This is a genomic window from Fictibacillus phosphorivorans, from assembly GCF_023715845.1.
Classification (GTDB): domain Bacteria; phylum Bacillota; class Bacilli; order Bacillales; family Fictibacillaceae; genus Fictibacillus; species Fictibacillus phosphorivorans_D.
Genome location: NZ_JAMBOR010000014.1, coordinates 1 through 25,178, shown reverse-complemented (window position 1 = coordinate 25,178; position 25,178 = coordinate 1). Strand labels below are relative to the sequence as shown.

Below are 25,178 nucleotides of genomic sequence, written 5' to 3'. Positions count from 1 at the left end.
TCGCGGATTGTCGACTTGTGGTTATTTTTCATTTTACGTGGGATTATTTAATTTAACGCAGGAAAAAATCCAATTAACGTGGGATTTCTTGAATTAACGTGGGATTCTCCGCAATAAATACCTCCCCAGGTGTTAGACTCGTACAATCAGGGTGAAGGTTGACACCTTAAAACACTCAGAGAGCAAGAATTTCAACGTAAGCAACTCGGAAAACATGTATCCGGAACAGGAAATCAAAGACGTTTCACGTAACCGACATTGGAAAAGGGTTTGAATATCTTATGGAGAAAAGTATGTGTGAACTTTGTAAAAGGCAGCCCATTAAACTAACCTTACATGAGTTAGTTAGAAGAAAGGGGCTGTTTTTCTGGGAGCTACACGCTATTCACCTTTGCGATCATTAAAAAGATAAACCAGAGGTATGAAAAAAATTTATCAGCAGGTTAAAAACAACTTGTAACTTCGATGCCGCGCATGAAGAAGTCAAACTGAATAAAACGGAGGCGAAACAAATGAAAGAATATGTTGGACCTTGTGAGAGCTGTAAAAAAGATTTATATTGTATGGATGGATTTTTTCAAGGTGAAATCTCACCATCAGGAAAACTTTATTGTTTTTCATGTATTAAAGAAGAAAAAAAGGAATCCAACGAATAATCTTCGTTACATTCCTTCTTTTTCAACCTCCGCTTACAGGAGGTATAAAAGCAACTGTATCTCCATTTTTGATCTCAACTTCTTGATCAGCATATTCTTCATTTACGGCTACGAGCGCATTTTCGATTCCTGGAAGTTCCCCGACATGGTCTTGAAGGTAACCTCTAACTTGTCCCACTGTAACAGGAGACTCTATTTTCCATGAAACGCTTTGAGTACCCGCTTGTTGGGCGAGACTTGCGAAGAGCAATATTTGTACCATCTATTTTTCAATCCCTTCTGGATGACCTTCTGGATACGTTTTTGTGCCTTGTTGATTTCCTACCCATTCTTCCCCATCCGTGTAATGCTCTTTTTTCCAGATTGGCACGATTTCTTTAATTCGTTCGATCGCATACCGGCTGGCTTCAAAGGCATCCTGTCTGTGAGGAGTTGAAACAGCGATCGTTACGGCAACATCAGAGATCTGAAGTGTTCCAATCCTATGTGTGATGGCCACTATAGCGTTCGGCCACTTTTTATGAATCTCATCTCCAATTTTTTCGAGTTGCTTTTCCGCCATAGGTACATATGCTTCATATTCCAGATACCGCGTCTGTTTTTCACCGGTCATTTCCCTAACCGTACCAATAAAAACGGATACTGCCCCTGCGTTGTGATGAATCACTTTATCAATAACGTCTTGATTAATGATTGGTTTTTGTGTGATAGTAAACATTTTCATGTTATGCCCTCTCCTCATTAACCCGGCTTGTTAGATATTCCATCATAAATTTGATCCACTCTGTTTCTTCGGATCTTATAAATTGTGGAACACTAGGTTGGTTCATTAATTGATCTCTATTGATGATAGCGATAAGTTCATTTGATTTATTTATTAAGTCACTGTCATCGGAGTTCCGGCAAAGCAGGACCCTTGGATACTGAATTTGTTTATATCCTTCAATTAATACGCACTCAATATCTAAAGCTTTATAAACTTCAATTGTCTTTTCTAAAGGCAATTCATCGTTCATCGAAAAAATGGTGCCTCCTTTAGAAGAAATACCTGTAATGAAGGCTCCTGCTTCTCTATGCTTTTCTGTATCTTTTCCAGCATCGTTAAGATTAAGTACGTCACTATGCCCATGATGCTTTATTACGGCAGTTTTTATTTTTTTCTTTGTCAGCTCTTTTAGCAGTTTCGTTATGACTGTTGTTTTTCCGCTGTTCTGGTAGCCTGCGACTTGAAGAATAACGGGGAATCCCATGGCCACTCACTCCCTTCGCCATTCCAAGTCAGAACGCCAACCTCGCTTTCTTTTTCCCAGCCTCTTGTCCCGCCTGGAAGTACAATAAATGCGTTCGCTGCCAGAAGTGAAGAGACCGATCCTGATTTATCAAGTCCCGCCGGAGTTACTACGTTTCCTTCAACCCCTTCTGTCAAAACAGCTCTTACGAAACGTGTAAATGGATTAGCCTTTGGAAAATCAGCACCAAGAACCGCCTTTACAGCTTTACAATGCGGTTTCCTTACTTTCATACCGGATTGTACAACAGGTCTAACAAAAAGCTCACATCCAACGAAGCAGGCTGAAGGATTACCTGAAAGACCAAATAGCCATTTCCCCTCATGAACAGCAACCGTTGTCACACTACCTGGTCTCATGGCAACCTTATTAAATAATACATGAGCTCCCAGTTTTTCATAAATGGCCGGAAGAAAATCATAATCCCCAACAGATACTCCCCCTGTCGTGATTAAAAGATCAGATTCTTTTAAGCATTCTTTAACATTCTCATAAAGGGATTCAAAGTCATCTTCCCGATGCTGATACATGTTGACTTTTGCACCCATTGCTCTTACTTGCGCAGCCACCATATAAGCATTGCTGTTTCGGATTTTACCGGGCTGTAAGGGTTCTTTGATATCAAGTAGTTCGGTTCCTGTTGATAAAATTCCAACAATAGGCTTTTTAAAGACATTGACCGTATGATACCCGAACGTTGCAAGAACCGCGATCAAACCGGGCGTGATCCGATTTCCGGTTTCTGCTAACAATGTTCCTTTTTTTGTATCTTCGCCTTGAAATGATATATTATCGTTTGATTTAACGTTGCGCTTGATTTCGATATAAGATTCTCCGTGTTCATCCATCTCTTTAACTAGTTCAAGCATGATTACAGCATCTGCGCCGTTCGGTATTTGTGCACCCGTCATGATTCTTATAGCTGCTCCGCTTTTTACTTGATTAACAGCAACTTGCCCTGCACCTATCGTTTCTAAAACATGAAGTTTAGCAGGATGGGTTTCTGATGCTTCTGCAGTATCTTTTGACAGAATAGCAAAGCCATCATAAGGTGAACGGTTAAATGGGGGCACATCATGTGTAGCAGAAAGGTCATCTGCCAGGATTCGGTCATCCGCTTCTGTTAGCGGAACTTCCTCGGTTCCCCATAGAGAGGTATGTTCCATGATCTTTTTTACTGCGTCTGAAACGGGTATCGGATTTCTTTTTACAACAGGCAAAACAGATCCTCCTTAAATTATCAGAATATAAACACTTTTCAGTTTACTTTTTGGACTATATTTGGTATTATTTCTTTAAATTATAGAAAGGATGTTGATTTATGAAGGTTTCTTATGAATATTACCACCGAAGCGGCAATAAAGTAACCATTACCGACATCCCAGAAGAATTTAATGAGAAAGGTGTTTGGACACTCCGTATCATGCACTCTCTTCAAAAGCAAATAGACGAAATTGATCATATGTATCAGCCAAAAAGAACATATCGCCTTAAGTTAGAAGAAACGGGGTAACCAGGTTACACCGTTTCTTTTTTTGCTTTTATATTTTGAGCGATCCATTCAACTGCGTTTAGATAAGCTGCACGCGAGACTTTATGACCCGATAACTTATCATTCATGTATACAGATCGCTTATTATGTTGGGTTAGAGAGTCCACATAAGGTTTTGCAAATTCATATGGTATCACAGCATCGACCTCACTATGCCAGATGAATAATGGACGGTTATTTAACTGATCCATATTTTGCACGAGATCAAATTTACTGATGATTTCGTATGAATGTTCAATTTCTTCTATTGAAAGAGGCAGCTTATGCCCAGCCTTTTCAATCCTTTCAATTTGCCATCTTGCAAATGCCTCAAGAGAAGGCGTTCCCATCAATGCGCATCCTGCTTTAATATCCTGGTTGTTTACAAGCGAACCATACGTGATGATAGCTCCCATGGAAGTTCCGCCAACCGCGACCTCTCCATCAGTAACGAGGTTATTTTCCTCTGCCCAATCGATGATTGCATCAACGTCTCTAATACCTTGATGCACGATATTCCAAAATTCATATTCCACTACTTTTGGAGGGTTTGGTAAAATTCGATTACCATGGTGAAGAGCATCTGGCAGAATAACACGAAGGCCTTTTTCAGCAAGTGTATAGGCAAAATGCAGATTGTGTTCCTTTGCACTTGTAAAACCATGTATAAAAATAAAGAGTGGCAATGGCATTCCCTTATTTTCTTCTTTTTCAGCCATAAGGAAAGGAATATTCCCAATCATTCCGTTCTGAATTGAAACCAAATGTATCTCCTCTTTCTCTTTTTTTCCATCTTATCATGAGACAAGCTTCCTTTTCATGAATGAAGACCTGTATCCATAGACTTTTTCAAGGAAAAATATTACACTCTACCTAAAGCATATAAAAAGGCAGGTACTTTTGTGACACAACCATACTTAATCGCACTTGATCTTGATGGAACTTTATTGACAGCTGAAAAGAAAATTCCCCGCAAGACAAAGGCATTGCTTTTTGAACTAATTGAAAAAGGCCACCACGTCTGCATTTCAACGGGCAGACCATTTCGATCATCAAACATGTACTATGAAGAGCTTGATCTAAAAACGCCGATCGTAAATTTTAACGGTGCTTTTGTCCATCATCCACATGATGCCTCTTTCGGCATTCATCATTCACCTTTGGAACTCGATGTTGCACAAAGAATCATTAAAGCATGTGAGACCTTCAAGGTAAAAAACATCATGGTGGAAGTTCTTGATGATGTGTATTTAAGAAAACACGATGAAGTAATTGTAAATACGTTCATCATGAACGAAAATCCTCTACAAATCGGGGATCTTCAAAAGACTTTAACCGAGGACCCAACCGCCATTTTAGTACATCCGGAAGATCATCACATTGGTGATTTACGAAAAATGCTGAAAAAAGAACATGCAGAAGTTGTTGATCAGCGTATTTGGGCAGCTCCATGGAACATTATCGAAGTGATCCGTTCAGGAATAAATAAGGCAAAAGGACTTGAAAAAGTTGCCGCTTATTATAATATTCCACAAGAACGTATCGTTGCTTTTGGTGATGAAGACAATGACTTTGAAATGATCGAATACGCAGGACACGGAGTAGCAATGGGCAATGCTATTGATGAACTTAAAGAGCGGGCAGATTATGTTACGAAAACAAATGAAGAAGAAGGAATTGCACATTATTTGAAAAATGTATTAAAGCTAGTTTGATTACACATAAAACTTCTGGAATTCCAGAGGTTTTTTATTTTTCCATTTCTTTTATAGGCTGTTTCATCTTCTTTTTACATAATGTCTCCTTCACGGTTAAAACTAATCCTACGGGAGAAAAAGGAGGTATATTTAATGAGTAAAAAAAGCCGATCAAAACGAACGATCAAACAAGGTGCTGATATGGTAAGTCAAGAAACAACCATGGCATTCAGCAAAAATGAACAAGAAGACCGCAAGCGGGCAAAAGAAGAAAGAAACTCTTTAGGAGGCATATAACGATGGCAAATAAATTATTCCAAATGGCTAGAAATGCTGTTCAACAGGCTGTAGGAAAGTTTCAACATTCACCTCATGAGATGAATAACCATACATCACATACGAACCTTTCTGGTCATGATATGGAAATTGCTCAGAATGCTTTATCCTCAGCCATGGCGAATTCTTCTGACGCAGAACGTGCTCAGCTCGCTGAACTTCAGCAGGAACTTGATGCACATTCAAATCATACGGAAACTTCTAATCAAAAAGGGCAAAATGGGCAACCTCCTTCTTTCTCTCAAGCGACAGGCTTAAGCTTGGAAGATGCTCAAAATCTTCTAGAAGATGGTTCAGATCAAAACAAATTGCAGTAGTACTACGATAAACAGCTTTCTCCTTTTACAGAGAAAGCTGTTTTTTTGGAAATGATATAGTGCTTAGCGTTTTAATTGTTTTTAAAACAAGATCACTTAATTCTTCATATCCATATTGATTAAAATGAAGACCGTCATCGATCACAAACTTTTCGATTTCCATTTCATTAAGTATTTCAAAAAGCGGAACATATGCCGTTCCTTCATGCTTTGCGACTTTTTTTACAGTCTGAGCATAAGTTTGCATTCTTTCGTTCGTTCTCGCTTTTTGTTTTTCTTCAAAAACAGGTGCAGGGCTAATCAGGATTACTTTTTTTGCACCAATTTTATTTACCATATATGTGAGGTTATTTTCGTATTCTTTTAAAGGAATGAGTCTGTGGTCACTTGAATCATTTGCGCCAAACAGGATAGTTACAATATCGGGATGATGCCGCAAAACATCATCTTGAAGTCTGACCAAGGCTGCCCTTGTTGTTTCCGCAGGTATACCAGCGTTCATCACTACCCATTCCGTTAATTCTTGTCTTAAACGGGATGTTAAACGCAATGAACCGTCTTCACTCTTTTCTTTCGAGGTTATGCTGTCCCCAAAACAAACAAGAGTCTTCAATCCCACCCACCTCCTTTTAATTGAATGTGTATTATAGGTATTCGAAATAAAATTCCATTTAACAAACGTCATTCCTTCAATAAATTTGTTATAATGTGTTATGTTATGTTTAAATTTAATGTTTTTACGAGTAATTTGGGGGCATTCTAATGAAAATATATCGAGTAACGAGTGAAGCCGAATCCCATATCATCGAAGAAATTGCGCACCTTTTCATACAGCAGCGCACCATGGATGGTGAGCCTGAGGAGCATTCCCGTACGCTTGCTGGAGTTAAGCTCGCACTGGAAAATCCCGATAAGAGCGGGATCATAGTCGCTCAAGAAGAAGATTCTATAATTGGTCTTGCTTTTTTCAATTTGGGAATTAGTATTCGAATCGGTGGCCCTTATTTATGGCTGAATGAACTTTATGTCCACGAAGAGCACAGAAATAAGGGTATTGCCCGCAAACTACTTCTTCATCTGATTTATTGGGCTGAACGTGATGGAATTAAATCGATTGAATTGGAAACAGGAATCAACAACTCTGTAACGAAGCATTTGTATAACTCACTAGATTTTCATGATATCATCTCAAAGAGATACGCATTTAACTTTTAATAAACGAAGGAGTGTTTTTATGGCCATTGAATTCTCGATCCACCCGACACCAAATCCGAATGCAATCAAGTTTGATGCAACTGAAAAGTTTCTAGAAGGAAGATTATCTGCACGTGTTGGAGATGATACGGATTCTTCTCTAGCAAAAGCTTTATTGTCAATCGACGGTGTAGAATCGATCTTCGGCTTTGAAAATTTCATCACAGTCAACAAAACAGCGGACAGTGACTGGAACCAACTCATGCCTGAAATCGAAAAAGCTTTGAATGAGAATGCTTAATGAATGAGAAAACCAGCCTTTTGAGGGCTGGTTTTTGTTTTTATCACGTCATAAATTTTAGTTGTTTGTTATTTGGGATAGATGTTCTGAAATTTCACAGATCCTTTATTTAAATGTCTCAAGCGGAACAGCTAATACATCCGTTTTCTCGCCGTCTTTCGGACTATAATAGAACAGTTCAAGCATTAGTGTACCATTTATCGGCAAGTCATCCTCAGGAATCTCAATTTCTATTGAAAAAGGTGCCCAAGCAGGTGCTCCTTCTGCAGTCTGCGCATGATTTTCCACTAAAACTTCATGACCATCCGTAACTAAGTAAGCAAATGATGCTTCAAAGACCCTAGCTTCACCTGAAACTTTATATTCTCCATCTGTTCCAGTGAAATGAATATTTCGAAATGAGTTGTTTTTTAAATCACCCATTCCTGATTGCAAGGTCAAGTTATCTGTAATAACAAGCTTCTCTGTTTTAATTGAGCCTGGTGTGACTTTGATTGGGGTGAATTCGGCTTTAACTTTGTATATACCAGCTTTCCTTTCCTCTGGTGAAAGCTTCCACTTCGTTTTCCATATATGGCTAGCTCCTGATTGAATCTGAACCTTCGCTGTTTGTTGTTTATATTTCTTCCCTTTTGAATATCGATAATTCTCTTTGCCTGTAGTATCAGTAACCGTGATATCAAACATCTTTGTACTGTTATAATGTAAGGTTACCGTATGATTGCTTTGGTTTTCTAATGCTAGCAAAAAGTCGATTCCATCATTTTTCTGTTGTATAGATAATACAGGATTGAGTTGCGAACTAACGCTTTCCTTCCCTTTAACCTTCTTTTCTTCATTATCTTTGGAACAGCCAGATGCGATAGCAAGAATAATAATTAAAGCAAAAAAGAGCACAAAACTCTGTTTTAATTTTCGCGCCAAGCAAATCACCACCTTCCTATTCATTTTTACCGTTATATGGTGATTTTAACGAAAAGATTCATAAATAAAACACGGCATGGAAAATGTCCATACCGTGTGTACAAAATTAATGAATTTGTATTTGTCTGGGGTCTGTCCCTAGTCGTTGCGGAAGAATCCATAGATGCCTTGCGTGTGGATAATATTTGTGAAGGCATTTGGGTCTACTTCTTTCAGTACAAGCTCAAGATCGTATAATTCATATCGCGTAATGACAATCATGAGCATTTCTTTGTCATGGTTAGAGAAGGCTCCTTTTGCGGGGATGATGGTGATCCCTCTGACCATTCTGCCATGGATGGCTTCTTGTATCTCTTTTCCTTTCTTCGTAACAATCATTGCCGTCAGCTTTTCATGACGGGTATGTACGGCGTCGATGACGCGTGAGGAAACATAGAGAGCAACTAAGGTGTATAATGCCTTTTCCCACCCGAACAAGAAACCTGCGGCCATAATGATCAACCCGTTTAATATGAAAAAGTAGCTGCCGATCGGTTTATTTTTCATTCGTGAAAGGACCATTGCGATGATGTCCAATCCGCCAGTAGACGCACCGTATTTTAAGGTTACCCCCACTCCCAACGCAGCAATAACGCCTCCAAATACGGCGTTAAGCAAGATGTCTTCCGATACTACTGTAATCGGAACGACCTCTAAGAAAAAAGTAATCATGATGACACTTAAAAAACTGTAAATCGTAAACGACTTTCCTACTTTCATCCAGCCAAGAACCGTAACCGGAATATTAAAAATAAGATATAAAATACCTGTTGAGATCGGAAATTCTGTATTTTCAAGCAAGGATGATATCAGCTGAGAAACTCCAGTAAATCCGCTAGCGTATACTTTAGCGGGAATTAAAAACATATTCAGTGATATTGCGTTTAATATAGCACCTACAATTATAAAAAAGATGGTTTTCATCTCATTTGTCCCGATTTCTGTAATTCGGAAACGATCTCTAATCATTGTTGAGCCCCTCCTTTCAATGTCCAAGATTTATATTTAACAGAAAAAGCAGACCATCGTCAATAGCCAAATTAACCTTTTTTGAAAGATGATGATTGCCTTTTCATTCCATCACACGGTAAACTATAGAAAAAGCTAAGCAGGTGAAATGAAATGATTCAAATTATTACGGATACAGGTTCTGATCTGCCCAAACAAATTCTTGATGAGTACGATATTGCTATGCTTCCATTAGTTGTACAGATAAACAACGAAGAATATTTAGACCGGTCAAACATTGAGCCAAAACAGCTATATACATATATGAAAGATGGAGCGACGCCAAAAACGGCACAAGTCCCACCTTCTCTTATAAAAGAAACATTAAGTTCTTATGCTAAGAATGGGACTCCCGCTATTTACATAACCTTATCTTCAGGAATAAGCGGTACCTATCAAACCGCGGTCCTTATGAAAAATGAGGTACTTGAAGAATACCCAGACGCCGAAATTGAGGTATTTGACAGTCAGGCTGCTTCACTTGGCTATGGTCTAATGGTCTACGAGGCAGCTAAAGAAGCGAAAGCCGGAAAAACAATGGACGAAATTAAGAACACCCTCGAGCACTATCAGAAACATCTTGAATCTATTTTTACCGTTGATGACCTTGAATATTTATTGCGCGGCGGCCGGGTTAGTAAAACAGCTGCTGTGATGGGCACGCTTTTAAAGATTAAGCCTGTCCTTCATATGGAAGAAGGCAAGTTGTTCCCGCTTGAAAAATTGCGAGGAAAAAAGAAAGTTTTAGGCCGTATGGTCGAACTCATGAAAGAACGATCCGAAGCACTGGATGATGTGACGATTGGAATCAGCCATGCGGATGATACAGAAACCGCCCAAGCACTGAAAGAATTAATCATCGCTGAAACCGGTAACCGAAACATTTTGATCACGATGATCGGATGTGCGATAGGGGCTCATGCAGGACCTGGAACCATCGCGTTATTCTTTTTAAATACACCGAAAAAAGTTTCTTGAAACATGATGCATAATCGATTTCCTTCTGACAGATGTTAGAAACAGGAGGGATACGATATGACACACAAACACCGCTACACAAAAGATGATGATAAAAAGCCTGTAGACAATCAAGCGAGAAATAAGTTAAATAATGTAGCTGAGCATGAGATCAGAGAAAAAGGCAAGCAGCCATATTCTAAAAAACCTGATCATTTATAAGCATGATAGGAGGGTTGACCAACGTCAGCCCTCTTTTTTTGATCAAAAGATCTCTATGACGTTTTTACGGTACATGTTTTTTTATTTTGTTACACGTTCGCGTAAGAACCCGCTTTTCGCACAAAATCCTCTAGTTACGCTCGGAGAATGCCGAGTTATGCTCAAAACCCCTTTTTTCGCGCAGAAAAGGTAGGTTTTCGCTCAGACTTGCTGATTCAGTCCTACTTAACATCTGTTACAACTTGTTAGGCAGTTATTTTTGCTTAAAATTTTATTAGGTCAGTACTGAAAAACTCGTTTTTCACTCATCAACACACACTTTTTTCTCTAATTTTTATATAAAAAAAGGGCTAGAACTCAAAAGTTTTTACACTTCAAGTCAGCCCTCCTTTTATAAGGTTGGGAACATGATTGTAAAGCATGTGATGTCTTCCTCTGAACTCACTTCGATCGTGCCATTATGTTTCTCTACGATCTGTTTGCAAACCGATAAGCCAAGACCTGTTCCAAGGGATTTGGTCGTTACGAATGGTTCAAATACGTTCTCCAGCAGATAATCAGGGATTGGATTACCGTTATTGCAGATAGAAAGTTCAGCCTTATCTTCCATTCTTCTCAGCTTCACTTCTATTTTCCGTTCACCGTTCCACTCGCTTAACTCTTCAACAGCGTTAACAAGAATATTCAATAAGACTTGCTTAATCTGTGAACTGTCACCCTCAATCATTACTTCTTCATCCAAATCAGCATGGATGATGATGTTTGTTTCCGTGAATCGAGGATACATAAATTCAATCATTTCTTCTATAAGCGTCTTTATTGGTACATGTACAAGCTTATCTTCAAGACCTCTCATTTTGGATAGATAAAGGAACTGAGTGATCTTTTCTTCCAAACTCTGCATCTCGTTTTTGATGATATCAAAATAATGATCAGATTGTTCCGTTTTCTCCAACTCTCTTTGAAGTAAATAAATAAATCCTTTAACCGATGTAAGGGGATTTCTAAATTCATGTGCAAAACTCGCTGCGATCTGTCCAAGCATCGTTAACCTGTCATGATGCATTTCTTGAATGAACTGATTTTTCTTTTCAATGATCGAGTCTTTTAATGCCGTATAGTCTTTTACACTTAAATAAAGAAGATGATCGAAATACCGCTGCATCATGAGAACGCCTTTGCCTTTTTCATGCTCGTTTAATAAAGAGCACATCAAAAGCTCATAAACGACGCTCCGACCAATGTTTATATTATGTACAAAGTCCCCAATATCCGCCTTGGCTTCAATTCGCTCTGTAGCCATTTTATTCGTAAGTTTGTTTAATCTGTCCAGCGATCCTGTTTCCAAGTAATTGATCAGTTCAAGAATCGTTTGATATCCGTTCTTTTTGACTTCCTCATAAAAAGGGTCATTCTGTGGCAACAGTACGTGTTCAAGCCATTTTTCAACGATGCTTGCTTTCTGCTCGATAAGGAAAGTAGCCAGCTTTTTATTGATTTGTTCTTGTGTACTGCATTCCATCCTAAAATCACCCTTTAATTATCAATCTCTGCCATCCATTATGCAGGATTTTCACGGATTCTACAATCTATTGTCGAAATGTATATAGAGTTGGAAAAATATACATGACGATTATTTTATTGGAAATCAAACACTATAAGTAAATTGAAATTGAGAAAGGATGGTATTCATGCATACGATGTGGAAAGGAGCAATCAGCTTCGGGCTTGTGAATATTCCGATAAAACTGTTTGCTGCCACTGAAAATAAAGATATTAAGATGAGATATTTACATGAAAAGTGCCATAGCCCTGTTCAATATGAAAAAGTATGTCCGGTATGTGAAGAAACGGTTGATTCTAAAGAGATTGTCAAAGGTTATGAATATGAACCTGGAAAGTTTGTTGTCGTTGAAAAAGATGAATTGGATGAATTGGCAGGTGTATCTGATAAATCGATAGAAATCATCGATTTCATTCAATTAGAGGAGATCGATCCGATTTTTTATAACCGTTCTTATTTTGTAGGACCGGGAGAAAACGGCACGAAGTCATTTGCTCTATTAAAAAAAGCGATGGAAGATACAGGAAAAATAGGCCTAGCTAAGTTTACACTCCGATCAAAAGAGCACCTTGCCGCTGTTCGTGTTTATAAAAACGGATTAGTTTTAGAAACAATTTTTTACCCTGACGAAGTACGTAATGTGGATCATGTTCCTGGGCTGACTGACGAAGTCTCACTGAATGAAAAAGAACTTGAAATGGCGAAGCAGCTGATCGAACAGCTAACTGCTCCATTTGAACCGGAGAAATATGAGGATGAGTACCGTGAAGCGGTTCTAGAACTGATCAACAGTAAAATTTCTGGTGATGAAGTGAAAGTGGCGAAAGAAAAACCTAAGACAAATGTCGTTGACCTGATGGAAGCTTTACAAGCTTCGATCAATGAAAGCAAAGGGAAAGAACCAAAGAAAAAAGAAACCAAAAAACAAAAAGAAACGGGCGAGAAAAAATCGGGCGAGGAAAAGAAAACAAAAAAGAAAAAATCTACAGCTAAGAAGAAAGCCTCAAGTTCATGATTTCTGCATTTCTAAAACCCATGCTCCCTTCCCTTTCGGACAAACTTCCGGTTGGTGAGGATTGGGTCTTTGAAGTAAAGTACGATGGTTTTCGTTGTCTTCTTTATTGGGATCATTCAAAGATTGTTATGACATCTAGAAATGGTCATTACCTGCACACCATCTTTCCAGAAATCCCTGATTATTTAAAGGGTATTGAAAATAAAGTGAATCACTTATTTCCCCTTTTGATCGATGGTGAACTTTGTATATTAGAAAACCCATTTAAAGCAAACTTTGAACAGATTCAAAAAAGAGGAAGGCTGAAACAACATGAAAGAATCCAACAAGCAATTAAGCTGTATCCGTCTTCTTTTTGTGCTTTTGATTTATTAGCTTTACAAGGACGATACATGTCTCATGAACCTTTTATTTATAGAAAAGAAATGCTATCAGAGTTAATGAAGACATTGTTGATTGACACAGAGAAAGTCATCCCTTCTTCTCATTTGAACTTTATCCCATATACAAAAGATAGAGAAGATATTGAGCAAACGGTTCGTCTTAGCAAAAGCGAGGGAATCGTAGCCAAAAAAATAAAGAGTAAGTGGTTATCTGGAACACGAACCAACCACTGGATAAAGGTAAAAAATCTAACGTACAGTAATTTTATCTTAATGGGTTACGATACCGAAAACGGATTTTTCCATGTTGGTGTGATAAAGGATGATCAAATTATGTTTGTTGGATTATTTTCACACGGAATCTCACCGGAAGAGAAGGAAGCACTCATACAAATTGTTAAGAAAAATCAAAGCGGAAGATCAAACTCCATCATTTTAATTGAACCATCTCTATGTGTGGAGCTTTCTTTTTTAGAAGTCTACAAAAATCAGTTACGGCAGCCTCGCTTTGTCCGTTTTCGTTTTGATGCTGATTGGGAGGATTGCACATGGGAAAACCTGCAAAAGAATCTCTGAACCTCCAAGTGAATGGAGAGATCGTTACACTGACAAGTCCTGATAAGCCTCTCTGGCCAGAACTGCAGATTGTAAAAGTGGAATACATCAATTATTTAACACATCTTGCACCGTTCATGCTGCCTTTCCTTCGAAATCGCGCACTTACTGTGATCAGATATCCGCACGGAGTAGGAGATGAACGGTTTTATCAGAAGAACTGTCCAGACTACGCTCCTTCATTTATTCAAACGGTTCAAAAAGAGAATATTAATTACATTATGTGCAATAACCTGCCAACCCTCTTATGGCTTGGAAATCAGCTCGCTTTTGAATTTCATATTCCTTACCGAACATCCGATACCTCATACCCTTCAGAAATCGTTATGGATCTCGATCCGCCTTCGCGGGATGAGTTTAAACTCTCTGTAGAAGCGGCATTAATGATAAAAGAAGTCTGCGACAGCCTTCGCCTGACAACCTTTATTAAAACGAGTGGTAATAAAGGGATGCAGATTTATATTCCATTACCTGCCGATCAGGTTACATTTGAGGAATCACGTCTTTTTACTGAATTCCTGGCACACTATTTAATTGAAAAGGAACCTCGATGGTTTACGATTGAACGTTTAAAAAAGAACAGAGGAAATAAATGTTACATCGATTATATCCAGCATGCTGAAGGTAAAACGATCATAGCTCCTTACTCCGTAAGAGGAAATGAGGATGCACTCGTTGCCGCTCCGCTTTATTGGCATGAAGTAAAACAAGATCTCCGTCCAGAGTTATTCCCCTTAACGGTTATCCATGACCGTATTAAAGAAATTGGGGACCCTTTTCAAGATTTTTTCTCGACGAAAAACAAGCAGCCTATATCCCCTGTTATTCAAGCACTAAAAGAAAAAAGCCTTTAACTGATAGAATAAAATTCATCAGATAGGGGCTTTTTTAGGTTAGTTTATCTTTTTACAAGATTGTCTTTCAATGAGCTTGAACGGCACCGCTACTCGTTTTGCTGGTTTTTCTGGTGATTGAATGCATTCCAGTAATCCTTTTGCTGCTTCATACCCAAGCTGAAAAATATTGATATCGACAGACGTTAAAGCCGGTGATGAAAGTTCTGACAGCATAACGTTATTAAAGCTTAATAAGGAAATGTCTTCGGGAACATTAAGTCCTAGATCATTTAATGTGCTTAGTACACCGAATGACATAAGGTCATCCATCACCAACAAGGCTGTTGGCGGATTTTTCAACGCCAGAAGTTCTTTCACGGCTTCCTGCCCGCCTTCTTTTAGAAACTCTTCATGTACGATATATTCATCCTTATGTGGCAGTCCTGCATGTCGGATCGCTTTTTCATAACCTAATAATCGGTCGATCGTAACGACGAGATTCAAATCTCCCCCAACAAAACCGATTCTTTCATGTCCTAAAGAGAGTAGATACTCTGTCATCTCCTGACCAGCTTTGAAATTATCATTATCGATATGTGTGATAGTTTCTGCTTTCTTAAAAGGTTTACCGATCACGGTAAAAGGAAACTTCTGTTCTTGCAGATAACACATGATACGATCATCTACGCGCGAATAAAGCAAAACGATGCCATCTACTCGTCGTCCCTGTACCATGCGGACAACACCATCAAATATTTCGTCTTCTGTTTTTCCAGTGGACATATATAAGGCATATTCTTGCTCATGCGCCATCGTGCTGATACCCCTGATCACTTCCGGAAAAAACGGGTTTTGAAACGCTTTATCTGCAGAACTCGGCATAACGAGACCGATCGCCTGAGTGCTGCGGTTAGCTAGACTTCTAGCATTAAAGTTTGGGTGGTAGCCTAAATAATCCATGGCCTCTTTCACTTTTCGCTTTGTTTTTTCAGATATTCGCGGGTTGTTCGCTATTACCCTCGATACCGTTGAAGGAGCAACATCTGCTAATTTCGCTACATCTTTAATGGTAACTGACATATTGGGAGCCCTCCTTTCCAACTAATACTCTGGCAGTATACGCTTTCTTAATCCAACATAATTGTATAGAATCCTTAGGAAAAAAGATACAGAATTCATTAAGTTTTTAACTTTTGCTTTTTCTAAAAAAGAAGCTTATTAACAAGATCACAAGAAGAATACCTGCTCCTATTGCACCGTAGAGAAAAGGTTTATTAGAATGCTTTTGCAAAAGAAAAATAAGGGCTGTTTCTCCTTTTATTTGGAATTCCACCTTATTTCCATCTGCTCTTTCTTCATTCTGGTTCATTAGATCAACAAGTTTATGACCCTTAAAAGCCTTATCTTGAAAAGCGATATTGACAGCTTTTTTATCATTGTTAAATACGATATAAAGCGTTTCACCCTTATATGTTCGCTTAAATACCCCTTTTGCTCCTTCATCTTTTATCATCGTAAAATCGCCACGGCGAAGGGCTGGGTGTTTCTGCCTTAAGCTTCCAAGTTTCGCTGTAAATGTTTCGATCTTTTTGTTCTGATTGAAAGCCATCATTCGACGGTTGTCTGGGTCCTTTCCACCGTCCACCATATGTTCTGTTCCTTGATAAAGAATCGGAATTCCTGGAGCGGTATAAAGATAGGTCAAAGCCATCTTTAATCTCTTTTCTGGATCCTCTTGTTTAAGAAGTACTTCTCTTACAAAACGGATGTTATCATGATTATCGATAAAGTTACCTAACATGTATGGATCATCATAATAATACTTGTTTCTCTCCCACACAGAATGCAGTTCTGAAAGTGATTGACCGCTTTGTCTAAAAACCCTTACCATCTCATTAAAAAGCGGATAATCGACAAAGGATTGAATTCCCGCTTTATTATATTCTGAAATATACCGTGGATCGTTGTGCCATACTTCACCGATCAGATAAAAATCTGACTTCACATTTTTTACTCTTTCCGAAAATTCAACCCAGAAATCTTTTGGAACATGCTTTACTGTATCGAGTCTGTAGCCGTCTATATTCGTTTCTTTTATCCAATATTCAGCCATGTCCAGTAGGTATTTTCTTGTTTCTGGATTTTCAGTATTCAAATCTGGTAAACCTGCTAGCCATCCGTTTTCTACATTTTGCTGATCATCCCAATTGGTTATCTCCTGTTTGGGATGAAACCAATCCTTTTTTTCGGTGTTGTTCTGCCAGGCGTGAATATAGCCTGTGTGATTGACAACAAGATCTACTATAACTTTTATGTCACGATCATGGGCTTTCTGTACGAGCTTTTTCAGTTCTTCCTCAGTTCCAAAATGTTCTTCGGTTTCATAAAAATCTTCTGTCCAATAGCCATGGTAGCCTCGTTCCTCATTCTTGACCACAGGGGTCATCCAGATGGCTGTTACACCAAGATCTTTCAGATAATCAAGTTTTTTTGTAATCCCTTTAAAATCTCCGCCATGGTAGGCGGATGGATCAGTTGGATCAACATCAAAATCATTCTTTTTGTCTCCGTTATGAAAACGGTCAATCATTATAAAATAGATGGTTTCGTCTTTCCATGACCGTTCTTCCTTTTTCTCTGCAAGCGCTTTATTTTGAACAGATAAAAAAAGAAGAAACGACATAGCCAAGAAAATAAATCTTTTGCCCATCGCCGTTCCTCCTGACTGCTTACTTTTTAACCTTTTGTTCCGCCTGCTGTTAATCCAGAGATGAAATAACGCTGCAACGATAAGAAAAGCAAACCGATCGGAATCGCAACCAACACAGAACCTGCCGCAAAAAGCGTAAAGTTATTACCAAATTTATTAGAGATCATGTTGAACAAGCCAACTGCCAATGTCTGTTTTTCATCCGAGCTGATAAGGATCGAAGCTAAGATAAAGTCAGCAAAAGGCGAAATGAAACTAAATAATGCTATGACCGCTAAGATCGGTTTAGAAAGTGGCAAAATAATCTGCCAGAAGATACGGAAGTGCCCAGCACCGTCGATACGTGCAGATTCATCCAGCTCTTTTGGAATCGTATCATAATAATTCTTCGCCAAATACGTGTTCATCGGAATTAATCCTCCAACGTATACAAGGATTAGCGCAAGATGTGTATCTAGTAATCCTACCTGGAATGCAAGGATATAGATTGCAAGGATTGCTACAAACTGAGGAATCATCTGCAAAATCAGGAACAGCAACAATCCATTCTTGCGCCCAACAAACTTATATCTTGAAAACGCATATGCGGTAAGACCGATAAAGATGACGGAAAGAACCATCGTAATAAAACAGATCTTCAGCGTATTCCAGTACCACGTTAAATATTCGGTTTCAGCAAAGAGCTTTCTATAATGATCCAACGTTGCATTTTCAGGAATAATCGTCGAACTTGATAAGCTATTTCCTGGATTCAGTGAAGAGCCGACTACCCAAATGATAGGATAGATCACAACAGCAATTGCACCTAGAAGAATAAGATAGGACAGAGTTAAACGAATTCTATTTGCTGTTTTTATACTCATATTAAATCATTCCTTCGTCCTTAAATGATTTGGTCTTTCTAAAGTAGAACAGTGACACGGAAACAATAATAATAGATAGCATAACGGTTACTGCTGCAGCTTTGCTGTATTGAGCAGATGTCATCGTTAGGTTATAAATCCATGAGATCAAGATATCAGTCCCCCCTGCATTCTGATCAGGGATCGCAGGACCTCCATTGTTGAACAGGTAGATTACGTTAAAGTTATTAAAGTTAAAGGTATATTGTGTAATCAAGATTGGAGCTGTCGTAAATAGAATCATAGGCAGCGTAATCTTTTTAAATTTGTCCCAAGTTGTTGCCCCATCAACAGTTGCTGCTTCATAGAGCTCACCCGGAATGGATTGAAGAACCCCAGTAGTCATCGCCATAACAAATGGGAAACCAAGCCAGGACTGTATAAAGATCAATGCTATTTTTGTATAGAATGGATCTGTCATCCAAGGGATGGAATCGATTCCAAAGGCTGCTAAAACATCATTATTAATCGCACCGAACGTATCGTTGAATAATCCTGAGAAGATTAGAATGGATACAAACGCAGGTACCGCCCATGGCAGAATCAATAAAGTACGTATTAAGCCTTTGAATTTTAAATCTTTCTGATTAAGGAGAACAGCAAGGAAAATCCCTACACCGATTTGCAGTGTTGTAGCCGTAAACGTCCAGATAATCGTCCATGCGAATACAGAGATAAACGTCTCGCGCCAAATATCAAGTGTGAACATTTCAATGAATGTTTGAAGACCTACCCAGTCTACGAGTTTGCTAGGCGGTGAGTTGTATAAATTATAGTTCGTGAATGATAGCAAAAGCATAAATATGATCGGAAATATCACGACAAAAACTAAAAGCAGGAACCCAGGTCCCACCATAAGGTAAGGAAATCCTTTGTCGATCACATTATGATACTGTTCACGAAGAGTATTTAACTTTAGTCCCATGTCGCGTTTTTTTCCATTTTGATAAGCGTCATAAAAGTTCAGAGCATAAAAGCCAAGTCCGATTGCAACGACAATTAGAGAGATTACCCCATTTACAAGCAAGAAGATCGAATGATCTCGCGGCACTTCAGTACCAAGTGTTACAATTCCCCATAGTCCAATGTTTAGAAAATCCAGAAACGCAATAAAATAACAAGCGGCCAAGAATAAAAATATTGATCCCTTAACCCATTGTTTGTTATAACATTGGCCCACTCCTGGAATGATGGACAGCAATGCTGCCGTCTTACGATGTGTCATTACAGGTTTCCCCTTTCCTTTTCCCACTTACTAAATTGTGTATCGTTCGAAAGATTTCAGGACCCATTCTTTTAGCGAAACCTTTCCAACATACACAATAGTGAGAGAAAGCAGCACCCGCGACAACGGATACCGCTTTCCTCTTATTGCTGCTTATTTTTTGTGGTTCGCTTCGATATTTTGTCCGATTGTCTTCACTGCACTGTCTAATGCTGCTTTTGGCTTAGATTTTCCAGTTGCAGATAACTGTAGTGCATTTGCAGCTGGAACCCAAACTTCTGCCATCTCAGGGATGTTAGGCATTGGAACACCGCGTTCTGATTGAACAGCTACTGCTTTAGCTGCTTCGTTGTCTGCAATAATTGGGTCCTCCATTAAAGATACAACTGGAGGGATCTCTGCCGTCTTTTCATAGCGTACTTTTGCGTTTTCTTCATTCGTTATAAATTCAACTAGCTTTGTAGCCCATTCCTGGTTCTTAGAAAAAGAACTTACGTTGTAACCTTTTACACCGATGAATGTTTTTACGTACTCACCGTTTGGAAGCTTAGGCATTGGAGCTACACCAATATCGATTCCAGCATCTTTATAGCCTTGGAAAGACCATGGTCCGTTCATAACGGAAGCTGCTTTACCTTCAGTGAACAGGCCATCGATTGTAGAACCAGCTTTTTCACCGATAATTCCTTTCGGGAATAAACCTTCTTTGTACCAGCTCGTGATGTAATCAAGTCCTTCAACAGCACCTTCGTTTGCAAGACCAACGTCTTTCGGGTCTAATGTACCGTTGTCCTCTTTAAACACATATCCGCCAAATCCAGAAAGCACACCGTGTGCAAAGTAGAAGTCCGTCCAGTTTGCAAGGTATCCGTATTGAGCGCCACCCTTGTCGCCTTTAGCGTACGCCATTAGATCTTCTAATGATTCAGGTGCTTTATCCATCATTTTTTTGTTGTAGATGAATACAGGTGTTTCAGTTGACTTTGGAAGTCCGTAAAGTTTACCGTCATATGTTAATGCGTTAACTGATGACTCTGTGTATAGCTTGGTTACATCGTCAGAAACTTCGACCGGAGTAATCAATCCTTCAATTGCTAAAGGCCCGATACGGTCATGCGGTGTTGTGATAACATCTGGTCCTTTACCAGCTGGTCCGTCAAGACGAAGTTTCTCTTGTTGATCAAGCATAGGGATTTCTTTAAGTTCTACTTTGATGCCATGTTTTTCTTCAAACTTTTTAATAGCATCCTTTGTCCCTACACCTTTTTCCTGGTCTTCCCAGATAACCAGTTTCTCTGGCTTTTTGCTTGAATCTTCTTTCTTTCCGCCGGTTGAAGTTGTCCCTTCTTGCGGCCCGCAAGCAGCTAGAGCACTTGCAGCAAGAGCAAAAGTTAAAGGCAAAGCTAATAACTTTTTCATGAATTGTACCCCCATTAGATATAAAAATTCAAAGCATACAAACGTTTGCACAAAGCAACAAAAAAATATAATTCTTAGGAATTTATGTCGTTATTGTCGCTTATGAAAACGATTGCATTACCTGCTCCATTTCATTATACCTCGGGTTATCATTTTTACAATACTTTTTTATTTTTTTTTGGATTCGCTTTCATTTTCCTTGATTTTCATGATGTAAGCGGTTTATACTACTTTCAACAATAGGAAGGCAATGTACATCCAAAGGGGTACAACCTAGGCAATTAATAGGTTGTGCCCTTTTTTTATTCCTATAAAAGCTCTTTTTGCCTTCTAAAAGATTATAAATTTGCTTCATTGACAAGTTGATTGGAGTGTAAGGTTGCCGACTCCTACGGGACGAGCGGTCAGGTGGAGACTCCTAATGGCGCGTAGCGGCAGGAGGCTCACCGCACGCCCCGTGGAAAGCGAGCAACCTGGAGCGCAAATCAACTACTTCAGTGATTAAAGAAGGGAGAACAGACATGTTAAAAGAAGCGATCTACCACAGGCCGGGAAATAATTATGCGTATGCTTATGATGAGAAAACTCTTCATATCCGTCTGCGCACCAAAAAAGGAGATGCTGATCAGGTTACTTTGATTTACGGAGATCCGTACGACTGGACGGAGGAAGGATGGCAAACCTCTTCTTCCCTTATGACTCTAAGCGGAACAGATGAATGGTTTGATTATTACCATATAGAGATTCAACCGCCTTTTCGAAGGTTGCGTTATGGGTTTAAAATTTCGAACGGTGATGAAACAGTAGTGTATACGGAAAAAGGATTTTATGAAGAAGCCCCCCTTGACGATACTGCTTATTACTTCTGTTTTCCTTTTTTAAACGCGATTGATGTATTCCGTGCTCCTTGTTGGGTTAAAGATACAGTCTGGTATCAAATTTTCCCTGAGCGCTTTGCAAATGGTGATCAGAGTAATGATCCTGAAGATGCTGTTCCTTGGGGAAGTGAAGAACCTAAGCCGGACAACTTTTTCGGCGGTGATTTTCAAGGTGTGATCGATCATATTGATCATCTTGTGAAGTTAGGTATTTCAGGCATATATTTCACTCCCATTTTCAAAGCTAAGTCTAATCACAAATACGATACGATAGACTATCTAGAGATCGATCCACAATTCGGAGATAAGGAAACGTTTAAGAAGCTTGTACAGGTTTGTCATGAAAATGGGATTAAAGTGATGCTAGATGCCGTGTTTAATCATAGTGGCTATTATTTTGAACCGTTTCAGGATGTTCTTAAGAATGAGGATAACTCCCGATATAAAAATTGGTTTCATCTAAGAGAGTTTCCAATCGTAACAGAACCGCGACCGAATTATGATACATTTGCGTTTGAAAAAACGATGCCAAAGTTGAATACCGAAAATCCGGAAGTTCTTGAATATTTGCTGAAGGTAGCAAGTTATTGGATCAAAGAGTTCGATATCGATGGCTGGAGACTCGATGTAGCTAATGAGGTGGATCATTCTTTCTGGAGAGCGTTTAGAAAAGTTGTAAAGAACGCGAAACCTGAAGCATATATCTTAGGAGAAATCTGGCATGACTCGATAAAATGGCTTCAAGGAGATCAGTTCGATGCAGTCATGAACTATCCTTTTACAAATGCGGCCCTTGATTTTGTTGCTAAAGAAACGATTGATGCAAAAGGATTCTCTGAAAAAATGACCGCTGTTATGCAGATGTATCCTGAAAACGTGAATGAAGTAGCGTTTAACCTTCTTGGCTCTCATGATACGAAACGTGTTTTAAACTTCTGTGATGGCAATAAGGACAAAATGAAACTCCTCTTCCTTCTCATGCTGAGTTTTAAAGGGACTCCATGTATTTATTATGGAGATGAGATTGGTATGGCGGGAGAAATAGATCCTGGGTGCAGGGAATGTATGGAGTGGGATGAAGAAAAACAAGATTTAGACCTTTTTCACCATATCCAAACGTTACTTACTCTGCGCAAAGAACACAGGGTTTTAGCAAATGAAGGCAGCCTTTCATTCATCTCGGCAAAGGGCCGGACTCTCGTTTATGAAAGATCTTCTTATGAGGAAAGCATCATGATTGTATTAAACGCTGGAGATGAATCAGTTGAGAATGCTTATGTGATCGCAGAAGGCTATGAATTGTTATTTGGTAATGATGCTTCAGGCGTATTGCCCCCTTATGGTTTCAGCATGTATCGAAAAAAGTAAAATACTTTGGGCGTGCGGCGGACACCTCATCCTTATGAAGATTGTTTGTACTCCATAGATCCCCTTACTAAAAAGTATGGGGATTTTCTTTCATGGATGCAATTTTCTGCTACAATAGGAAAATATTCTAAACAACTTGATGGAGAGGGAATTTAATGAATGGAAGTAAAGCAGCGAAGCTTTCCCTTTTTGCCATAACGTGGCCCATATTTATAGAGATTTTGCTTCATATGTTGATGGGGAACGCTGATACCCTTATGCTCAGCCAATATTCTGATCACTCGGTCGCAGCTGTTGGTCTGACAAACCAGCTGTTATCAATTATTATTGTGATGTTCGGTTTTGTTGCTACAGGAGCGAGTGTGGTTATTGCACAAGCGATAGGTGCGAAACTTGAAAAAACAGCTGCAGAGGTTGCCGTTGTATCAATCATGACAAACTTACTAATTGGTTTGCTGTTGAGTGGCATGTTACTGATTTGGGGTGACATTTTCTTAAGGTGGATCAACACTCCTTCAGAATTGATAAAAGAGGCGAAAAGCTATCTCTTAATTGTCGGAGGTTTTTCTTTTGTTCAATCTGTTATTATGACGATTGGTGCAGCTATTCGCAGCTACGGGTACACAAAGGATGCGATGTATGTAACGATTGGAATGAATATTTTAAATGTGATCGGAAACTATTTGTTTATTTTCGGCGCTTTCGGATTTCCTGTTCTTGGTGTTGAAGGAGTCGCCATCTCTACGGTTTTCAGTCGATTTTTAGGATTAGTTGTTATTTGGTATCTATTATTCAAGAGGACTTCTATCCCCCTGCCTTTTGCAAGCTCAATCAAGTTGATTCCGCTTCATATTAAAAGTGTATTAAAAATTGGACTCCCTTCTGCAGGTGAACACCTTTCATATAGCGGTTCTCAAATGGTCATTACTTTTTTCATTACATGGCTTGGGACTTCTGCACTTACAACAAAGGTGTACACATTTAATATCATGATGTTTATATTTCTTTTCGCTGTGGCGATCGGACAAGGGACACAAATTTTAATTGGGCACATGATAGGTGCGAGATCTTATGACTCTGCCTACAAGATGTGTTTAAAGAGCCAGATTTATGCGATGATTATCAGCTTTTTAATGGCAGGAGTGGCTTCCCTTTTTGCAAAACCTCTTCTTTCCATTTTTACAGACAATCCTGAGATCCTAAGAGAAGGTACACTGTTGTTGTATTTAACTCTTTTACTCGAACCTGGCCGTTCGTTCAATCTTGTTATTATCTCAAGCTTGCGGGCTGCCGGTGATGTTAAGTTTCCTGTTGTGATTGGCGTCATTTCGATGTGGGGAGTCAGTGTAACCCTCGCCTATCTTCTCGGCATCATCTTCGACATGGGATTAGCCGGTATCTGGATCGCTTTTATTGCAGACGAATGGTTGCGTGGCCTATTCATGCTTGCAAGATGGAGAAAACGCAAATGGCAGAATCAAATCATGGTGCGGGGTGCTGAAGCGACGGCTTAACTACACGGGGAAAAAACAAATATAAAAAAGCGGTCACTCAATAGAGATGAACTGTATCCCGAATAATGGACACTTATAAAAAGTCCGGTATTCGGGATTTTTTGTGTTCTTAAACAAGAAAACCGTTATAATCAAACCAAACAGGGAGAACGGGAATCCACAGTGAGTAAAATTATCTATAACGAACTTCAAAGAAAACAACTTGAAAACAATCCAAATGTAAGCCATGTTTCAGATCGTTCTATCACCTATAAACCTGAGTTTAAGGTTCAAGCTGT

Annotated in this window: 28 protein-coding genes; 14 read left to right on the top strand and 14 right to left on the bottom strand. The window is 39.1% G+C overall.

The annotated features are described in order from the left end of the window. The first annotated feature begins 512 nt into the window (after positions 1–512). Positions 513–656: a hypothetical protein gene (locus M3206_RS11845; RefSeq protein WP_251312734.1), complete on the top strand. Its 144-nt coding sequence runs from the start codon at positions 513–515 to the stop codon at positions 654–656. 22 nt (positions 657–678) lie between these two features. Here the strand turns inward: M3206_RS11845 and moaD are convergent, their stop codons facing one another. From moaD to M3206_RS11825, 4 genes are read right to left on the bottom strand one after another with little or no spacing between them, the layout of a single operon-like run. After that, positions 679–918 carry a molybdopterin converting factor subunit 1 gene (gene moaD, locus M3206_RS11840; RefSeq protein WP_251312733.1) on the bottom strand — a complete coding sequence of 80 codons (240 nt, stop codon included), beginning with the start codon at positions 916–918 and terminating at the stop codon, positions 679–681. Next, positions 919–1,374, bottom strand: coding sequence for a molybdenum cofactor biosynthesis protein MoaE (locus M3206_RS11835; RefSeq protein ID WP_285876948.1), 456 nt, complete (start codon positions 1,372–1,374; stop codon positions 919–921). 7 nt (positions 1,375–1,381) lie between these two features. Then, positions 1,382–1,906, bottom strand: coding sequence for a molybdopterin-guanine dinucleotide biosynthesis protein B (mobB, locus tag M3206_RS11830; RefSeq protein WP_251312731.1), 525 nt, complete (start codon positions 1,904–1,906; stop codon positions 1,382–1,384). Next, positions 1,843–3,165 carry a molybdopterin molybdotransferase MoeA gene (locus M3206_RS11825; protein ID WP_285876938.1) on the bottom strand — a complete coding sequence of 441 codons (1,323 nt, stop codon included), beginning with the start codon at positions 3,163–3,165 and terminating at the stop codon, positions 1,843–1,845. Before M3206_RS11825 ends, mobB begins: the two co-directional genes overlap by 64 nt. A 101-nt stretch (positions 3,166–3,266) precedes the next feature. Between M3206_RS11825 and M3206_RS11820 the strand changes: the two genes are divergently transcribed. Then, entirely contained in the window at positions 3,267–3,458 is a 192-nt protein-coding gene (locus M3206_RS11820; protein ID WP_077361738.1) for a hypothetical protein, read from the top strand. 5 nt (positions 3,459–3,463) lie between these two features. Here M3206_RS11820 and M3206_RS11815 read toward each other — a convergent pair whose 3' ends face one another. Further along, complete coding sequence (locus M3206_RS11815; RefSeq protein ID WP_251312730.1) at positions 3,464–4,240, bottom strand: prolyl oligopeptidase family serine peptidase; 777 nt, start codon at positions 4,238–4,240, stop codon at positions 3,464–3,466. 138 nt (positions 4,241–4,378) lie between these two features. Here M3206_RS11815 and M3206_RS11810 point away from each other — a divergent pair, with 138 nt between their 5' ends. The 3 genes from M3206_RS11810 to M3206_RS19085 all read left to right on the top strand — a co-directional run bounded on the left by M3206_RS11810 (position 4,379) and on the right by M3206_RS19085 (position 5,826). Continuing rightward, on the top strand, positions 4,379–5,191 hold the full coding sequence (locus M3206_RS11810) for a Cof-type HAD-IIB family hydrolase (protein WP_251312729.1): 813 nt from the start codon (positions 4,379–4,381) through the stop codon (positions 5,189–5,191). 135 nt (positions 5,192–5,326) lie between these two features. Further along, positions 5,327–5,470 carry a hypothetical protein gene (locus M3206_RS11805; RefSeq protein WP_251312728.1) on the top strand — a complete coding sequence of 48 codons (144 nt, stop codon included), beginning with the start codon at positions 5,327–5,329 and terminating at the stop codon, positions 5,468–5,470. A gap of 2 nt (positions 5,471–5,472) precedes the next feature. Continuing rightward, the gene (locus M3206_RS19085) at positions 5,473–5,826 is read left to right on the top strand and encodes a DUF3813 domain-containing protein (protein ID WP_349774012.1); all 354 of its coding nucleotides are present in this window, start codon (positions 5,473–5,475) and stop codon (positions 5,824–5,826) included. A gap of 25 nt (positions 5,827–5,851) precedes the next feature. Here the strand turns inward: M3206_RS19085 and M3206_RS11795 are convergent, their stop codons facing one another. After that, entirely contained in the window at positions 5,852–6,439 is a 588-nt protein-coding gene (locus M3206_RS11795) for a GDSL-type esterase/lipase family protein (protein WP_251312727.1), read from the bottom strand. 149 nt (positions 6,440–6,588) lie between these two features. Between M3206_RS11795 and M3206_RS11790 the strand changes: the two genes are divergently transcribed. Together M3206_RS11790 and M3206_RS11785 are read left to right on the top strand one after the other, a co-directional pair. Beyond that, complete coding sequence (locus M3206_RS11790) at positions 6,589–7,041, top strand: GNAT family N-acetyltransferase (RefSeq protein ID WP_251312726.1); 453 nt, start codon at positions 6,589–6,591, stop codon at positions 7,039–7,041. 19 nt (positions 7,042–7,060) lie between these two features. Continuing rightward, on the top strand, positions 7,061–7,321 hold the full coding sequence (locus M3206_RS11785) for a NifU N-terminal domain-containing protein (protein WP_251312725.1): 261 nt from the start codon (positions 7,061–7,063) through the stop codon (positions 7,319–7,321). A 105-nt stretch (positions 7,322–7,426) separates the two neighbouring features. Here the strand turns inward: M3206_RS11785 and M3206_RS11780 are convergent, their stop codons facing one another. Both M3206_RS11780 and M3206_RS11775 read right to left on the bottom strand, forming a co-directional pair. Beyond that, on the bottom strand, positions 7,427–8,245 hold the full coding sequence (locus tag M3206_RS11780) for a BsuPI-related putative proteinase inhibitor (protein WP_251312724.1): 819 nt from the start codon (positions 8,243–8,245) through the stop codon (positions 7,427–7,429). A 138-nt stretch (positions 8,246–8,383) separates the two neighbouring features. Then, on the bottom strand, positions 8,384–9,208 hold the full coding sequence (locus M3206_RS11775) for a YitT family protein (protein ID WP_251312829.1): 825 nt from the start codon (positions 9,206–9,208) through the stop codon (positions 8,384–8,386). 198 nt (positions 9,209–9,406) lie between these two features. On the opposite strand from M3206_RS11775, the gene M3206_RS11770 reads away from it, so the two are divergent. Together M3206_RS11770 and M3206_RS11765 are read left to right on the top strand one after the other, a co-directional pair. After that, positions 9,407–10,270, top strand: coding sequence for a DegV family protein (locus M3206_RS11770; RefSeq protein ID WP_251312723.1), 864 nt, complete (start codon positions 9,407–9,409; stop codon positions 10,268–10,270). 57 nt (positions 10,271–10,327) lie between these two features. Further along, positions 10,328–10,471 carry a DUF3941 domain-containing protein gene (locus M3206_RS11765; RefSeq protein ID WP_251312722.1) on the top strand — a complete coding sequence of 48 codons (144 nt, stop codon included), beginning with the start codon at positions 10,328–10,330 and terminating at the stop codon, positions 10,469–10,471. Between the two features lie 391 nt (positions 10,472–10,862). On the opposite strand, the gene M3206_RS11760 is transcribed toward M3206_RS11765, so the two are convergent. Continuing rightward, positions 10,863–11,993 carry a histidine kinase N-terminal domain-containing protein gene (locus M3206_RS11760; RefSeq protein WP_251312721.1) on the bottom strand — a complete coding sequence of 377 codons (1,131 nt, stop codon included), beginning with the start codon at positions 11,991–11,993 and terminating at the stop codon, positions 10,863–10,865. 169 nt (positions 11,994–12,162) lie between these two features. On the opposite strand from M3206_RS11760, the gene M3206_RS11755 reads away from it, so the two are divergent. Genes M3206_RS11755 through ligD (M3206_RS11745) form a run of 3 tightly spaced genes read left to right on the top strand, consistent with a single transcriptional unit; the run spans position 12,163 to position 14,902 of the window. Further along, positions 12,163–13,050: a Ku protein gene (locus tag M3206_RS11755; protein WP_251312720.1), complete on the top strand. Its 888-nt coding sequence runs from the start codon at positions 12,163–12,165 to the stop codon at positions 13,048–13,050. Continuing rightward, the gene (ligD, locus tag M3206_RS11750) at positions 13,047–14,009 is read left to right on the top strand and encodes a non-homologous end-joining DNA ligase (RefSeq protein WP_251312719.1); all 963 of its coding nucleotides are present in this window, start codon (positions 13,047–13,049) and stop codon (positions 14,007–14,009) included. Before M3206_RS11755 ends, ligD (M3206_RS11750) begins: the two co-directional genes overlap by 4 nt. Beyond that, positions 13,982–14,902 carry a non-homologous end-joining DNA ligase gene (gene ligD / locus M3206_RS11745; RefSeq protein WP_251312718.1) on the top strand — a complete coding sequence of 307 codons (921 nt, stop codon included), beginning with the start codon at positions 13,982–13,984 and terminating at the stop codon, positions 14,900–14,902. The genes ligD (M3206_RS11750) and ligD (M3206_RS11745) overlap by 28 nt, the downstream gene beginning before the upstream one ends. Positions 14,903–14,941: 39 nt before the next feature. Here ligD (M3206_RS11745) and M3206_RS11740 read toward each other — a convergent pair whose 3' ends face one another. From M3206_RS11740 to M3206_RS11720, 5 genes are all read right to left on the bottom strand, one after another. Next, on the bottom strand, positions 14,942–15,964 hold the full coding sequence (locus tag M3206_RS11740; protein WP_251312717.1) for a LacI family DNA-binding transcriptional regulator: 1,023 nt from the start codon (positions 15,962–15,964) through the stop codon (positions 14,942–14,944). A 106-nt stretch (positions 15,965–16,070) separates the two neighbouring features. Next, complete coding sequence (locus M3206_RS11735; RefSeq protein ID WP_251312716.1) at positions 16,071–17,594, bottom strand: alpha-amylase family glycosyl hydrolase; 1,524 nt, start codon at positions 17,592–17,594, stop codon at positions 16,071–16,073. A gap of 26 nt (positions 17,595–17,620) precedes the next feature. Continuing rightward, a complete protein-coding gene (locus M3206_RS11730; RefSeq protein ID WP_251312715.1) occupies positions 17,621–18,457 on the bottom strand; it encodes a sugar ABC transporter permease in 837 nt (278 codons plus the stop codon). 1 nt (position 18,458) lies between these two features. Continuing rightward, entirely contained in the window at positions 18,459–19,721 is a 1,263-nt protein-coding gene (locus M3206_RS11725; RefSeq protein WP_251312714.1) for a carbohydrate ABC transporter permease, read from the bottom strand. 153 nt (positions 19,722–19,874) lie between these two features. Further along, a complete protein-coding gene (locus M3206_RS11720) occupies positions 19,875–21,140 on the bottom strand; it encodes an extracellular solute-binding protein (RefSeq protein ID WP_251312713.1) in 1,266 nt (421 codons plus the stop codon). Between the two features lie 521 nt (positions 21,141–21,661). On the opposite strand from M3206_RS11720, the gene M3206_RS11715 reads away from it, so the two are divergent. Together M3206_RS11715 and M3206_RS11710 are read left to right on the top strand one after the other, a co-directional pair. Further along, positions 21,662–23,386, top strand: a complete 1,725-nt coding sequence (locus tag M3206_RS11715) for a glycoside hydrolase family 13 protein (RefSeq protein ID WP_251312712.1) — start codon at positions 21,662–21,664, stop codon at positions 23,384–23,386. Between the two features lie 155 nt (positions 23,387–23,541). Continuing rightward, on the top strand, positions 23,542–24,900 hold the full coding sequence (locus M3206_RS11710) for an MATE family efflux transporter (protein ID WP_251312711.1): 1,359 nt from the start codon (positions 23,542–23,544) through the stop codon (positions 24,898–24,900). Positions 24,901–25,178: the final 278 nt, after the last annotated feature.

Coding starts and splice junctions, on each gene's coding strand:
- moaD (WP_251312733.1), bottom strand. CDS start 918: ATGGTACAAATATTGCTCTTCGCAAGTCTCGCCCAACAAGCGGGTACT.
- M3206_RS11765 (WP_251312722.1), top strand. CDS start 10,328: ATGACACACAAACACCGCTACACAAAAGATGATGATAAAAAGCCTGTA.
- M3206_RS11715 (WP_251312712.1), top strand. CDS start 21,662: ATGTTAAAAGAAGCGATCTACCACAGGCCGGGAAATAATTATGCGTAT.
- M3206_RS11770 (WP_251312723.1), top strand. CDS start 9,407: ATGATTCAAATTATTACGGATACAGGTTCTGATCTGCCCAAACAAATT.
- M3206_RS11725 (WP_251312714.1), bottom strand. CDS start 19,721: ATGACACATCGTAAGACGGCAGCATTGCTGTCCATCATTCCAGGAGTG.
- M3206_RS11820 (WP_077361738.1), top strand. CDS start 3,267: ATGAAGGTTTCTTATGAATATTACCACCGAAGCGGCAATAAAGTAACC.
- M3206_RS11835 (WP_285876948.1), bottom strand. CDS start 1,374: ATGTTTACTATCACACAAAAACCAATCATTAATCAAGACGTTATTGAT.
- M3206_RS11710 (WP_251312711.1), top strand. CDS start 23,542: ATGAATGGAAGTAAAGCAGCGAAGCTTTCCCTTTTTGCCATAACGTGG.
- M3206_RS11735 (WP_251312716.1), bottom strand. CDS start 17,594: ATGGGCAAAAGATTTATTTTCTTGGCTATGTCGTTTCTTCTTTTTTTA.
- M3206_RS11845 (WP_251312734.1), top strand. CDS start 513: ATGAAAGAATATGTTGGACCTTGTGAGAGCTGTAAAAAAGATTTATAT.
- M3206_RS11720 (WP_251312713.1), bottom strand. CDS start 21,140: ATGAAAAAGTTATTAGCTTTGCCTTTAACTTTTGCTCTTGCTGCAAGT.
- M3206_RS11775 (WP_251312829.1), bottom strand. CDS start 9,208: ATGAAAACCATCTTTTTTATAATTGTAGGTGCTATATTAAACGCAATA.
- M3206_RS11785 (WP_251312725.1), top strand. CDS start 7,061: ATGGCCATTGAATTCTCGATCCACCCGACACCAAATCCGAATGCAATC.
- M3206_RS19085 (WP_349774012.1), top strand. CDS start 5,473: ATGGCAAATAAATTATTCCAAATGGCTAGAAATGCTGTTCAACAGGCT.
- M3206_RS11755 (WP_251312720.1), top strand. CDS start 12,163: ATGCATACGATGTGGAAAGGAGCAATCAGCTTCGGGCTTGTGAATATT.
- M3206_RS11805 (WP_251312728.1), top strand. CDS start 5,327: ATGAGTAAAAAAAGCCGATCAAAACGAACGATCAAACAAGGTGCTGAT.
- M3206_RS11740 (WP_251312717.1), bottom strand. CDS start 15,964: ATGTCAGTTACCATTAAAGATGTAGCGAAATTAGCAGATGTTGCTCCT.
- ligD (WP_251312719.1), top strand. CDS start 13,047: ATGATTTCTGCATTTCTAAAACCCATGCTCCCTTCCCTTTCGGACAAA.
- M3206_RS11760 (WP_251312721.1), bottom strand. CDS start 11,993: ATGGAATGCAGTACACAAGAACAAATCAATAAAAAGCTGGCTACTTTC.
- mobB (WP_251312731.1), bottom strand. CDS start 1,906: ATGGGATTCCCCGTTATTCTTCAAGTCGCAGGCTACCAGAACAGCGGA.
- ligD (WP_251312718.1), top strand. CDS start 13,982: ATGGGAAAACCTGCAAAAGAATCTCTGAACCTCCAAGTGAATGGAGAG.
- M3206_RS11790 (WP_251312726.1), top strand. CDS start 6,589: ATGAAAATATATCGAGTAACGAGTGAAGCCGAATCCCATATCATCGAA.
- M3206_RS11730 (WP_251312715.1), bottom strand. CDS start 18,457: ATGAGTATAAAAACAGCAAATAGAATTCGTTTAACTCTGTCCTATCTT.